The sequence below is a fragment of the Halobacteriovorax sp. YZS-3-1 genome, assembly GCF_047084945.1.
GTDB lineage: Bacteria > Bdellovibrionota > Bacteriovoracia > Bacteriovoracales > Bacteriovoracaceae > Halobacteriovorax_A > Halobacteriovorax_A vibrionivorans.
Map to the genome: position 1 here is coordinate 1,745,472 of NZ_JBKIYI010000001.1, position 12,800 is coordinate 1,758,271.

The following is a 12,800-nucleotide window of genomic DNA, read 5'->3' on the forward strand; positions in this document are numbered from 1 at the left end:
ACATTTAGACATTGATTTATGACAATTATGACAGATTCAACAAACTTACAAACAAATGATGAAGGCGATAACAAGCCTCTAAGAACAGTAAAACCTAAAAAGAATGAGGAAGTGCACTTTCGTATCCTCAACGCTGTAACTAAGTTAGAAGTGGCCAAAGGGCACCTTAATTGGAAGATCGCTGAAGTTGCTAAAGAGGCAGACGTTACACGTTCTCTTATTTACTATTACTTAGGTAAGGAAAAGGATGTTATTTTAAAAGAGGCCGTGAAGTACATGATTAGTACGGTCTTCAATCTTACTCAAGAACATTCTGTAGGTATTAGAGAAAGGATTAAGATTGTAAGAGATCAAATAATCCAAATGCCTTATTTACTTGCTCTTTATATGATTAACAAAGGTGCAGGTAATGATCTTTCAGATATTATTGCTGAAGCAGAAGTAGAGCTCTTTGAGATTCTAAGCAAGAAGCATCCAAACCTCGATCACCGCGAGCATTTAAGAATTTATTTTATGCAGCTAGGGATTTGTCTGTATCGCGATGTCGATGATGACACTCTTGATTATCTTTTTTCACAATACGATAGAAAATAAAAAAGGCCGCAATAGCGGCCTTTTCTTTTATCTTGTTTTTAATTCTTAACAAAAGTCAATTGAAGCATGGTTGTAATTGTCTTTTGGTAATTCACAACTATCTTCTGAGAAGTTATGGTCACCACCGTTTTTAATTGGATCAAACTTTTCAACCGTTCCAGGTATCGCTTGATCATCAATTAAATCATGATCACTATCAAATGCTTCTTTATATGACTTATATACATCTAGCATATATACATCAGGTGATTGGTTCTTTCTTTCCTTGATGTTAAACATGCTCGTTGAAGCTTTGCTTAAGAAGTCCATAAACTTGTAAAGTGTTTTACGTCCTCTAAACATCATCGTGTACATATTTTCAGTCATACCAAGACGGTCACGAAGAATTGAGTTGAATTGGAAACCTTCTCCTGTGAAGTACCAAGTCTCTTCAAGTCTTTCTTTACCTGATACGCCTTTACATACTTTATACCTCATTGGGTTATTTTCTGCTACGTACTTAAGACTTCCGCCTAGTCCATAGTTAGATGGTAGGTGGTTATCAACCCAAACGGCCTTCCATTTTGACGTCCCTTCTACCATGAAACACTGCTTAGTGATTGCTTCAAAGTTAAGTGTAATTGACTCAGCATATAGGTCGATTCCTTGGCTGTTGTCAGTTCTGTTGTTGTTTCCGTTTGAGCGATCAAGTGACCATGATGTTGACCAGTCATATGATGCTGATACTCCAACTCCTCCGCCAACAGGTGATTTGTCACCAAATGGAAGTTTGAAGTCAAGTTTTGCACCTACACCAGTTTTATAACCATGTGACCATCCAACTCTATTACTTTCTGTAAAGTAGTCTCCAGTTCCAGTCGACTTCGAGATACGAATTGTATTCGAGTGACTTACTTTTGGTTTAGAGATTACTTCTTGTACGTGTGATACAGGTGTAATCATCATAAAGTCCCATGGTCTCTCAATACACTTTTTCATATTGTAGTCCAGGTACGTCTTCCAAAAGATTCCTGTCTTTTTCTGATCAAAGAATGCACCACAAAGTTTTTTCAAAGTGTTTGCATTGTAGTTATCTTCATAGATTCCATTAATCTCAGCTTGTGAAAGTTTGTTTTCAGCAATTAGCTTATCGTTTAATGCTCTATCAGTTAAGTTGATCGTCTTATCAAAAAGATCGTGCTTATCTAGCTCTTCAGTAAAAAGCTTTTCAGCACTCTTTGTATAACGTGGAGCAAGTTTTGCTTTAATGATATCTGCTTTAGTCACGCCTTGGATGTTCTTAGACATCGACTCAAGGTAGTTTTCAAGTTGAATCATTTCGTTCATACTTTCTTTAATCTTGTTGTTCTGATAATCCGCTTCAGAGAACTTATCTGTAACTTGTAGTTGCGTATGAAGTACAGAGTTAAAAGTTTTTGATGAAGCGTGGAATGTACCTGCTGCCCATGCTGGACGAGGTGCAGTCCTTGGATCATCACCTTCACGTAAAATTGGTGAAAGCTTAACGGCCGCAAAAGTTCTCGTATGTACATATGGCATGTCTACAAACTTAATTGGCATATCAATTCTTGCTTTTAGTAAGTTATTTTCTACTTCTACTTCACGTGACGCTACTGAGATAAGTTTAAACTTATGCTTATTCTCATTTGTAAGGTCGATATCACCTTGTAGTGGAGCTAAGAAGTATACTTCTAGCTTCAGCTTACCTTGATAGAACGGCTCAATTGGGTTCATGTGGTGAGCGTAGTTACCGTAGTGTACCTTTGGGTACATTTTTACGATAAATGACTTCTCAACAACAAGATCAAGGTTGTTATTAAGGTGAAAACCATTATTGTTATCGTGTCCTAAGAAGCTGTAGCTTACTTGGTCAACAAATAAACGAGCTCTTTGGTTATTGTTATCTTCTTCACATTTTCCTGATCTTGAAACTTCTGCAAAGATCCATCCACTGTTTGACCATGGATATAGACAAAGCCCTCTTGTAACTTTTGCGTTCTTAAGAGTTTTGTTTTGTACTTCGATTTCAAGATTAAATGGAATACGTCTCGTATTCGTATATCTTTCGTGTTCTAAGTAGAACTTAACTTCAGCACATCCTGATTCATCAAGTTGCCCATCTGTTAGGTCATACATTTGTGTAACAGCATTTTCTTCACCATTTTCTTGTTTTTCAAGATTAACAAGCTTGGCCTTGATAAACTCATTTGAAAGTGATGAACCATTTGTTTTTAAGTTTAAACAAGCAGATACAACAACCTTCTTATCAATGATTAAGTTATCATTTCTTGGGTCAACTAGTCCGTAACCTTTAGGTGTGATCTTAATGTTTTTTACATTAATAATTTCGTCGTTTGATAAACGATCCTTATTAAGACCTTGTGATAGGTGATAGTTGTTACCGTGAATCATACTGTTAGCATACTGGTTAACAGCAAGCTTAAGGTCGTAAGAAATATTTGCACTTGAAGAAAGTATAATCTTACGACTCATTGGTAAGTATGTATTTGGTAGAGAGTAGTCCATTTCAACTGGCTCATCCCAACGGATACAGCTTGACTCATCTGCTTCTCTTTCAATTGTTTGGAAGTTGTCTCCAGTTACAAAGAATTTACGATATTGAAGACTCTTTCCAATCTTTGATGATAGGCAGGCCTTAACGTGAAATGTCTTGTGATAAGCAATACGTGATTTAACGTTTGCTTTATCTTCAGACACACCTTCAACACTAAAGCGTGAAACAGTAATTACTGAACTTTCATTTGCTTGTGCCTTAAGCTGTCTTGCAAGCTTTTGTTTTTCATCGTTAGACGTATCACTACCACAGCTAACAAGAGTTGTTAGCATAAGCATAGACATGCTTAAGAGAGTAATGTTTTTAAATGTCTTACAAAATGTCATATTCTTTCCTTAGGGAGATTGTGTAAACTTGTTCATCACTGTATCCATCAATTAAATAGACAGAGTCAGTGTTTCCTAGAACAGTTCGATTCATATAATTTATTTCTGTTTTAAATCCTTTCTTATTCTCTAATTTGATTCCTACCTGATAGCCTTTGTAGTCATTTGCTAACTGCGTACCACGATAAAATGCTGGAGCAGTGTCGGCCTGGTTTTCAAATCCTAGGGCCTCAAATGTTACTTTCTTATCTGAAATCTTTGTTTCATAAGCGGCTACATAAGCGAAACCTGTGTTCTTATCATCTGGTACTGCGCTTTCTGTATTCTTAACGTAAGCACCTTTTAGTCTAATTCGATCATTTCCAATTCCAAATTCAATACCTGCATTTGCATACATTCCTGTAAAGTCATATAGGTAAAGACTTTGGTCTGGTGTTGCCCCTTTACTTACAGAGTTACCCCAGAAGTAATCATTATCAGCAATATCAGCAGATAGGTTCTTATAACGGTAAGTACCTGCTGCACCATAAACTTTGAAACCTCTTGTTAAATAAGTGATGTCAACAGACTCGTTAAAGAATTGTGGATCACCATTATCATCGATATTAAAAGTTTCTCTTAGTAAAGCGTTCTGTGGCTGGGCCTGAGTCGCTTGTAATCTAAAGTAGAAGTTTCCAACTTTAGTTAGTAGCATCTCTCTTACACCTAGAAATGAATTACCACCGTTAACAAATGGTGAGATGTAAGTTGAGTTTGTACTATTCTTAAGTGCACCTGCACTTATTTTTGCAAAGTTAAACATCTTATAAGAGAAATATCCGTGCTTATAAGAGAACTTCGGCTTATATGTTCTAATTCTTCCAGTTTCTTGAGTTGATGAATTACCTGTTTGGTATTTAAATCCACCATCAAAATTAAAATCAACATGCTCAAATACTTCTGCTTCAAGTTCAACGTTCATATTTGTTTCATAAACAGTTCCCTTGTCAGTACGTGAATCAAGAGAGCCAAGTTTTGCACCAATCGTTAAGCTTAACTCATCAATACCTGCGTTCTTTAAAGTTGACTCAAGACCTGAGTTAAAAACATCGGCCTTTGAGGCACCACTTTGTGCAAGTACTGGTGATGAAAGTACGAAACCTAGTAAAATTAAATGTTTGTTCAATAGCTTCTTATTTTGCATGTCATTCCTATTTGATACGATGTTATTAGAGTTGCAGGAATGATGCCATGTTCCATGAAACAAGTTCACGGGTGTAAAAACTTTAAACTACTGAAAACTGGTGTAAGTATCGGAATTTAGTTTAGTAAGTTACTGTGTAGTGGTTAAACAGTGTAAAAAAAATGAACGGTAGCTCGAGTTTATTTGTTTAAACTTTGTTTACCTTGTTAACGAATTTTTGGGAGCTTAGATAGAAAAGAATGGTGCGAAAGGGCAGATTTGAACTGCCGACCTACGGGATATGAATCCGTCGCTCTAACCAACTGAGCTACATTCGCACATACATTCAAAAGAATGATAGGATATTAGTGACTTGCGAGTTAATTGTCAATATTATATTTAAGTTAATATTAAGGAATTTGTAAATTATCATGTCGTTAAGAGAGATTAAACAAAAACAGTTGCCACAAAAGGCCAAGCAAATGCTTGCTCATTTCATCCGTTTCAACAAAGAGATGAACTTTGATTTTTCGGCCCCTATAGTCGTGGCATGTAGTGGTGGGCTTGATTCTATTGCCTTAACGCATTTACTTCTAATGGCCGGGGCCAACGTTAGGCTTATACACGTTGACCATGGGACAAGAGAAGAGATTAGGGCAGAAAGGCATCTTGTAAGAAATTTTGCTCATAAGTATCAGATCCCGATGAAGTCTCTCAAAGTAGAGCTAAGTCTTAATGATGGAAACTTTGAAGCACAGGCCAGAAAATTGCGCTATGACATTTTAAAGAATGATTTAGAAAATGATGAGTTACTCGTTACGGGCCATCACTTAGATGATTGCTTTGAGTGGTCTCTACTGCAGCAATTTAAGTCTCAAGGAAAAGATATTGATCTAGGCATCCCATACCGCAACGGGAGAGTGTATAGGCCACTTTTTGCTTTTTCAAAAAAACATATTCTAAAATACGCCAAATTGGTCAAGCTCACTTGGCTAGAAGATTATTCAAATGAAGATATACGCTTTGAGCGAAATCATATTAGAAAGATTGTAAAAGAATCAATCTCATCTCGTTGGCCTGGCTACCTTAAGCATTATTGCGAGCGCATGAATCGCATGAAAAAAATAAAGCAAGGGCTTGAGGACAAGAATTATAAGATCATTAAAAGAAAGTGGGGGATCCTTATTAAACACCACGGGTGTGTTGATGAGAATTTGAAAAGAACTATTTTATCTCAAGCTTCAACAACACGAGGAAAGACTTACAAACAATTTAATGAATTAGAGGGACTAATTAATAGTCCAAGGCTTGGGCCATTAGATTTTTCTGGTGGAATTAGGGTCTATGCTTTTGGTCCTTATTTGGCCGTTGTTAAAAAGGGTTGTAAATTAGAATTCTTAAATCATGAAACTACGCAGATTCCTGAAGGTGTTCCATTCTTATCAAATAATACTAATGCAAAGCATAGTCTCAAGAAAACTCCACTAGAGAACTCAACTTTAAGAAAAATTTTTTCAGAAATTAAACAACCAGTTCATTACTCATGGCGTAAAGCCGGTAAAGTTTTAGTGTGGCTTTAAATAACTAGGCTTGACACTCACTAAAATGATACCATTTTAGTAACTATGAGGTTACAATATAGCTTTATTTTTTAGAAACAGTATTGTGAACAAATAGTAAGTATTTAAATAATTTATGAGTAAAGTAAATTAAAAAGGATTTTAATGAAAGGACAAAACAAAACGTTACTTCTTTGGATCATCTTAATCCTCATGTTTGCGGCAATCGCAAAGATCTCTTCAGAGAGCAGACAGACTTATAAGCCAGTGACTTATCCTGATTTCGTTAGCGCAATCAAGAGTAAGCACGTTGAGAAAGTCGTTCTTAAGGGAAAGGATAAGATTCTTGGTAAATTCAAAGATGGTTATGAGCAAGGTGCTTGGTTTGAAACAACAGGGACAACAGGTACAGAAACTTTTAAAATTTTAGAGTCACACGGAATCTATCCAGAGTATGAAGCGGAAGAAAAACAAAATGTCTTCACGACTTTCTTACTACACTGGGGACCAATGATTTTCTTATTCCTCATTGTGATCTTCTTCTTACGTCAGCTACAAGCTGGTGGTGGAAAGGCCATGAGTTTCGGGAAATCAAAAGCACGTCTCTTATCACCACATGATAAGAAGGTTACATTCAAAGATGTTTCAGGTGTTGAAGAGGCCAAAGAAGAATTGGCCGAAGTTGTGGACTTCTTAAAAGATCCAAAGAAATATACTAACCTTGGCGGGAAAATCCCTAAAGGTGTTTTATTAGTAGGTCCTCCAGGGACAGGGAAAACACTTATGGCCCGTGCCGTTGCTGGTGAAGCAGGTGTTCCATTCTTTTCAATTTCAGGTTCTGATTTTGTTGAGATGTTCGTTGGTGTTGGTGCCTCTCGTGTACGTGACCTTTTTGAACAAGGTAAGAAGAATGCTCCATGTATCATCTTTATCGATGAGATTGATGCTGTTGGACGCCACCGTGGACACGGTATGGGTGGTGGACACGATGAGCGTGAACAAACACTAAACCAACTTCTTGTTGAAATGGATGGTTTTGAGTCCAATGAAGGTGTTATTCTAATTGCTGCGACAAATAGAATTGATGTTCTTGATAAGGCCTTACTACGTCCTGGTCGTTTTGATCGTCGTGTAACAGTTGGACCTCCTGATGTTCGTGGACGTCTTGGAATCCTTAAAGTTCACACAAGAAAGACACCTCTTGATACAAATGTTGATCTTGAAGTTATTGCAAAGGGTACTCCAGGCTTTACTGGTGCAGACCTTGCAAACCTTGTTAATGAGGCCGCTTTATTTGCCGCTCGTTATGGTAAGAAAGTTCTTCAAATGATTGATTTTGAACAAGCTAAAGATAAAGTCCTTATGGGGCCTGAAAGAAAGTCGATGGTACTTTCTGATTTTGAGAAGAAAGTTACAGCATATCACGAAGCTGGTCACACTCTTGTGGGACTTAATCTTCCTAAAGCAGATCCAATTCACAAGGTATCAATTATGCCTCGTGGTGGAGCTCTAGGTGTTACACAAACTCTTCCAGATGAAGATATGCACAACCTGACATTAGAAAAATCTGAAAACTATATTGCCTTCCTAATGGGTGGACGTGTAGCAGAAGAGATCGTATTTAACGAAATTTCTAATGGTGCTTCAAATGATATCGAAAGAGCAACACAACTTGCTTCTAGCATGGTTTGTTCTTGGGGGATGAGTGAGAAGATGGGACCGAGAAACTTCTCTCAACCAGGCGCATCTCCATTTGGTTCAACTGCACCAAGTGAAGGTGTAGGTTACTCAGAAGCAACAGCTAAGGATATTGATGAAGAAATTCACCGCTTCCTAGATGAGAATTATAAGCTTGCAAAGAAGATTCTAACTGATAATCGTGATGCCTTAAACCGCTTAGCTGAAGGGCTTGTTGTTTGGGAAACGCTTGATATCAATCAGATCAATGATCTTGTTGCCGGTAAGGATATTGGTGTTCCAGTTATTGATGAAGAGTCTTCAAAGTCTTCTTCAACACTTTCTGGAGAAAAAGAAGAAGCTTCAGAAGAAAAGAAGTCTGATGCTGTCAATAAACCTATCGATGATCCAAAACTAGCATAGTTTATTTTCAAATATGACAAATATTTTATTTTTAGGGGTAGTTAACGCTACCCCTAATTCATTCTCTGACGGCCATAGAAATCTCGATAATGATTTTCAAATCGGCCAACTTGAAAAATTCCAACAAGCAAAATATGGCCTTGATATTGGCGCTGAAAGTACGGCCCCTTTTAATGAGGCCATCTCTTTTAAGCAAGAATGGCAAAGACTTGATGAGTATATCTCACAGCACTTAGATCGTCTTAAGGCCTTTAAAACCATATCGATTGATACTTATAAAGTTGAAACAATGGAAGAGTTTATGCACTCGTATGGCCATCATTTTAGTGAAGTCATTTGGAATGATGTTTCTGGGGCCATTGATAAGGAAGGGCTGGCCCTCTTTAAAAAGTATCCTAAGATGCGCTATATACTTTGTCATAATCTCGCACCTAAGAGAAATTTAGCAAATTCTCACATGGATTATCTCAACGAGAACCTAGACTTTAATTCTATAAGAGAATTTTTCAATCTTAAGATTGCTTTCTTAAGCGAGCATAATTTCGATATGGATCGCTTAATTCTGGATCCATGCTTTGGGTTTTCTAAAACTTTAAATCAGAACTTAGAATTATTAGAAAATATCCACAAGATCCAAGATATTCATGAAAATTGGCTTATTGGCATCTCTAAAAAATCATTTCTGCAACATCTTGTAAGGCTTGAAGGCAATGAAGATGAAATGACGGATATACACACTGCTAGCGAAAAGTTTCATTGGAAATATCTAAAACGTCTTAAAACACGCCTAAATGGTGTAAAACAGCTGTATTTTCGTGTACATGAGGCTGGAAATATTACAGATTAGATAGTTTTTGAACCAAATTTGTCCTATAACTGGTCTACGATTATTTTAAGGGCGGTTATGAGATTATCTAATTACATTTTCACAGCTTTACTTTGTTTTTCAACTCTTAATTCAAATGCATCTGTTGCTAATGGTGCTGCTTCGTTTTTTAAGCATCTAGATAAGGCCATTTACGGTGAGCTAGATATTGCTGATACGACAGGTGAGTTATCTCAGGACGTAAAGAATGGTGCTCATGCGACAGCTCTTATGGTTAATCGCTTCAGTTTAAATGAAGTCCTAGATGGTAAATTATATAGTGCTAAGGGACAGAATTTCTTTAAAAAGGCTAAAATGTGTGAAGGTGAAAACGAGTTTCTAAATGACTTGGCCTATGGTGGGTGCAGTTCTGTACTAGTTGGACCTAAAACTGTCTTAACAGCAGCTCATTGTATTCAAAATTATCAATTAGCATGTGATCGAAAAAGCTTTGTCTTTGATGCAAGGGCCGATTTAGGATCTAAAAATAAGGTTCAATACTTTGTTAAAAGCCAAGTCTATCACTGTAGTAAGATCTTAGCGTATCATCAAACAAGAGATAAGACCTTTGATTACGCACTTATCGAATTAGATCGTAATGTAGAAGGTGGGCGTAGGCCAGTTAAGATAAAAAAAGACCTACTTCAAAATGGTGATGAAGTCTATATGATTGGACACCCTAATGGTTTCCTATCTCGTTATTCAACTAATGGTTTTGTTCGCTATGATGATGAGCTGTTCTACAATACAAATCTTGATGCGTTTGGTGGCAATAGTGGTGGCCCTGTCTTTGATAAGAAAACACATGAGATGGTAGGGCTTTTAATTCGTGGCCATGATGATCTTATTTGGGACACTGAGAAGCAATGTAATCGTGTTGTTTATTGTGAAGAAGATGGTTGTGATGGAGAGTCAGTTTTAAAAATTGGTGCCATTATTGACGATATCGAAAGTCGCCGTAATAATTAAAGAATGAAACTCGGTCAGGTCATTTTATTCAGTTCAAATGCACATCTTACATCATCTTTTTTAAGTGATGTATTTGACTTAGAAATAGAAAATGCATCTGACTCTATTGTTCTCTATAACGATCAAATACGCTTTCTCGTCATTGAAAGGCCAAAGCTTGCTCAAGTTGGAAATAATATTGTCTTTGATTTTATCGTTAGCACTCAAGATGAATTAATCGAGCTTCAAAAGAAGGTGGAGTTTGTAAATTACCGTCTTGAAAGCTCAGGTGAAGATCTAAATATATTATCGAGTGAGCGCTCACCAGAAATTCTTGTCCATGAAGGAATCCAGTTTTTCTTTCTTACAGATCCTGACAATCGCAGGTGGAAAGTCACTCTTATCGAATCCTAATTAACCTTTATTATCCAAATTTAATTTTATTTAAGTCACAAAGATGACACCTTTGTGTAAGCACATTGGCCCTAATGTGGTTCATTTTGACAGCATATCTTTGTATGTAGTGGATATCTTAAAATGAACAATTGGCACGGTTCGTGCTTATATATAAGCATGTCACCGGCAGGATGCTAGTGATAGTCGAATGACCGACACAAAGACTCAAGGATGAGTATGCGCTTTTTAATACTTGCTCTGGCCGCGAGTTTCGCGGCCAATCTTTCGGCCAATTATATTGTTAAATATAAAGATGGCTCAAGCGAAACATCAATCGCAAATCCTACAACAAGCTTTGCAAGCTTTTCTATTTCAGGCGATATTGAATATGTGGAAGAGGATAGGAGACTATTTGCTCACTACGGAGAGTATAATGATACCTATTATTCTAACCAATGGTACTTCAATAATTATCTTTCAAATTCATTCTATCATGCTCGTGAATATGCATTGGCCGACGGTGGACCAAATGTAACAGTGGCCATTATTGATACTGGTATCACATCACATTTTGAACTAAATCAAAATGTTGTGGGAGGCTATGACATGATCTCCGATGGTGCCAATTCTCGCGACGGTGGAGGCCGTGATAGTGATCCAAGTGATGAAGGGGACTTCGGTGATAATTCTGGCACTTGTAGTGCAGGCTCAAGTTCTTCAACATGGCATGGGACTCATATCGCAGGAATCGTTGCTGCTCGCTCTGATAATAACTACGGTATTGTTGGTGCCGCAAAAGGAATCAATCTTCTTCCGGTAAGAGTTTTAGGTGCATGTGGTGGGTTAACATCTGATATTGCAGATGCTGTACGCTGGGCCGCTGGTGGAAGTGTGAGAGGAGCTGGCCAAAATCCAAATCCTGCAAAAGTTATTAATATGTCTTTAGGGGCCCGCGGAAGTTGTAGTCGTTATATGCAAGAGTCGATTGACTTTGCGAAGTCACAAGGTGCAGTAGTGGTTGTTGCAACAGGAAACTCAAATGCAGATGCAACATTTTATACCCCTGCAAATTGTCGAGGTGTTTTAAGAGTCGGTGCTGTTAATCAATCAAGAAGTCGTTCAACATATTCAAACTTTGGTAGCATTGTTGATATTGCTGCCCCAGGGGATGGGATTTTATCAACAGTAAATAGTGGTCAGACCACACCAAGTACTGAGTCATTTGCTAGTATGAATGGAACATCAATGGCCGCAGGTTTTATCTCTGCAACAGCTGCAATGATTTACCAAGCAAATCCAGGCCTATATCCAGATCAAGTTCGACAAATTATTACTCAAACAGCTGTTTCATATTATTGTGACAAAGAGAGTTGTTCTAAAGGTGCTGTGGATCCATATGAAGCTGTCTCCCTTGCTTATAACACAACTCCTAATGCTAACTTTAGTTATAAAGATCCGGTCCTTGTGGGTGGTACAGCTGCCTTAAATGATGGATTTTCTTCTGGTAACAAAAGTGGTGGAGCATGTGGGACTATTGAAGATGTAAGCAGTGGCCAAGGCGGTAATGGAACACTTGTTGGCCTTTTCTTTATCATGGCCGTTGTTATTTTTCATCGATACAAGTTTACTAAGCAGCTCTAAGATGTCTTGCCGGTGCCTCTGAGGTAAGTAGTGAGCAGTCAACTTCAATTTTATCATTAACTATCTTGCAGCTATTAACTCGGTAGATATCATTATCGTTTGAACCTGTACCTATCTTTATAATCGCATTACGAGGGATTTCTTCTTTTGTGATTAATTTCAAATGCCCAAAGCCTTTTTCAACGATCTTAAAACCTCGTACTATATCGGTGACTTCAAATACCTCAATCAATTCATGGCCAAGAGTGCTGTCGTCGTTAATGATCTTATTTATCTGATTAATAATAACGTCAAAACCCTGTTGTTTTAATAGAAAGAGGTCGATTCCTTTTCTTGCTGCCTCTTCAATCACCTGGCTATCATTTTCATTCGTTAAGAGGATAAAGCTGATATTCTTATCCAGAATTGAAATCTCATCATATAATTCAATACCATCCATTTGAGGCATCATGTAATCACAGATGATATAGAGTTTATCATCACCAAGTAATGCTAGAGTTTTAATATCCTCAATGGCCTTGAATGGGTTAGTATGATACTTGACATGAAAGCTAAATGTGTTTTGCAGGCTAGTGGCAAGGAGCTTGGCGGTTTCGTAGCAGTCGTCAATAACCATGATGTGCTTTTTCATACA

At 37.4% G+C, this 12,800-nt stretch carries 10 protein-coding genes and 1 tRNA gene; 7 read left to right on the forward strand and 4 right to left on the reverse strand.

Features of this window, described 5'->3' with window-relative positions; translation table 11 throughout:
* Window positions 1-18: 18 nt before the first annotated feature.
* A complete protein-coding gene (locus ACMAZI_RS08340) occupies window positions 19-594 on the forward strand; it encodes a TetR/AcrR family transcriptional regulator (protein ID WP_115362779.1) in 576 nt (191 codons plus the stop codon).
* A 45-nt stretch (window positions 595-639) separates the two neighbouring features.
* Here the strand turns inward: ACMAZI_RS08340 and ACMAZI_RS08345 are convergent, their stop codons facing one another.
* The 3 genes from ACMAZI_RS08345 to ACMAZI_RS08355 all read right to left on the reverse strand — a co-directional run bounded on the left by ACMAZI_RS08345 (window position 640) and on the right by ACMAZI_RS08355 (window position 4,995).
* Window positions 640-3,495 (reverse strand): hypothetical protein, encoded by a 2,856-nt coding sequence (locus tag ACMAZI_RS08345; protein WP_115362777.1) that lies wholly within the window; start codon window positions 3,493-3,495, stop codon window positions 640-642.
* A complete protein-coding gene (locus tag ACMAZI_RS08350; RefSeq protein WP_115362774.1) occupies window positions 3,482-4,678 on the reverse strand; it encodes a hypothetical protein in 1,197 nt (398 codons plus the stop codon). Before ACMAZI_RS08350 ends, ACMAZI_RS08345 begins: the two co-directional genes overlap by 14 nt.
* A 240-nt stretch (window positions 4,679-4,918) precedes the next feature.
* Window positions 4,919-4,995 (reverse strand) — tRNA-Met (locus ACMAZI_RS08355).
* 93 nt (window positions 4,996-5,088) lie between these two features.
* On the opposite strand from ACMAZI_RS08355, the gene tilS reads away from it, so the two are divergent.
* The 6 genes from tilS (at window position 5,089) to ACMAZI_RS08385 (ending at window position 12,166) form a co-directional block, all read left to right on the forward strand.
* On the forward strand, window positions 5,089-6,237 hold the full coding sequence (gene tilS, locus ACMAZI_RS08360) for a tRNA lysidine(34) synthetase TilS (RefSeq protein WP_412473388.1): 1,149 nt from the start codon (window positions 5,089-5,091) through the stop codon (window positions 6,235-6,237).
* A gap of 144 nt (window positions 6,238-6,381) precedes the next feature.
* Window positions 6,382-8,316, forward strand: coding sequence for an ATP-dependent zinc metalloprotease FtsH (gene ftsH / locus ACMAZI_RS08365; protein WP_115362770.1), 1,935 nt, complete (start codon window positions 6,382-6,384; stop codon window positions 8,314-8,316).
* Window positions 8,317-8,329: 13 nt separating this feature from the next.
* A complete protein-coding gene (locus ACMAZI_RS08370; protein WP_412473387.1) occupies window positions 8,330-9,163 on the forward strand; it encodes a dihydropteroate synthase in 834 nt (277 codons plus the stop codon).
* Window positions 9,164-9,220: 57 nt separating this feature from the next.
* Window positions 9,221-10,150 (forward strand): trypsin-like serine peptidase, encoded by a 930-nt coding sequence (locus tag ACMAZI_RS08375; protein ID WP_412473386.1) that lies wholly within the window; start codon window positions 9,221-9,223, stop codon window positions 10,148-10,150.
* A gap of 3 nt (window positions 10,151-10,153) precedes the next feature.
* Window positions 10,154-10,543, forward strand: coding sequence for a hypothetical protein (locus ACMAZI_RS08380; RefSeq protein WP_115362764.1), 390 nt, complete (start codon window positions 10,154-10,156; stop codon window positions 10,541-10,543).
* 219 nt (window positions 10,544-10,762) lie between these two features.
* On the forward strand, window positions 10,763-12,166 hold the full coding sequence (locus ACMAZI_RS08385; protein ID WP_412473385.1) for a S8 family peptidase: 1,404 nt from the start codon (window positions 10,763-10,765) through the stop codon (window positions 12,164-12,166).
* Here ACMAZI_RS08385 and ACMAZI_RS08390 read toward each other — a convergent pair.
* A complete protein-coding gene (locus ACMAZI_RS08390) occupies window positions 12,153-12,797 on the reverse strand; it encodes a response regulator (RefSeq protein ID WP_115362760.1) in 645 nt (214 codons plus the stop codon). The genes ACMAZI_RS08385 and ACMAZI_RS08390 overlap by 14 nt on opposite strands.
* Window positions 12,798-12,800 lie beyond the last annotated feature (3 nt).

Excerpts from the sequence above, each read along its gene's own strand:
- ftsH (WP_115362770.1), top strand. The coding sequence starts at position 6,382 with ATGAAAGGACAAAACAAAACGTTACTTCTTTGGATCATCTTAATCCTC.
- ACMAZI_RS08375 (WP_412473386.1), top strand. The coding sequence starts at position 9,221 with ATGAGATTATCTAATTACATTTTCACAGCTTTACTTTGTTTTTCAACT.
- ACMAZI_RS08350 (WP_115362774.1), bottom strand. The coding sequence starts at position 4,678 with ATGCAAAATAAGAAGCTATTGAACAAACATTTAATTTTACTAGGTTTC.
- ACMAZI_RS08385 (WP_412473385.1), top strand. The coding sequence starts at position 10,763 with ATGCGCTTTTTAATACTTGCTCTGGCCGCGAGTTTCGCGGCCAATCTT.
- ACMAZI_RS08345 (WP_115362777.1), bottom strand. The coding sequence starts at position 3,495 with ATGACATTTTGTAAGACATTTAAAAACATTACTCTCTTAAGCATGTCT.
- ACMAZI_RS08380 (WP_115362764.1), top strand. The coding sequence starts at position 10,154 with ATGAAACTCGGTCAGGTCATTTTATTCAGTTCAAATGCACATCTTACA.
- ACMAZI_RS08390 (WP_115362760.1), bottom strand. The coding sequence starts at position 12,797 with ATGAAAAAGCACATCATGGTTATTGACGACTGCTACGAAACCGCCAAG.
- ACMAZI_RS08370 (WP_412473387.1), top strand. The coding sequence starts at position 8,330 with ATGACAAATATTTTATTTTTAGGGGTAGTTAACGCTACCCCTAATTCA.
- ACMAZI_RS08340 (WP_115362779.1), top strand. The coding sequence starts at position 19 with ATGACAATTATGACAGATTCAACAAACTTACAAACAAATGATGAAGGC.
- tilS (WP_412473388.1), top strand. The coding sequence starts at position 5,089 with ATGTCGTTAAGAGAGATTAAACAAAAACAGTTGCCACAAAAGGCCAAG.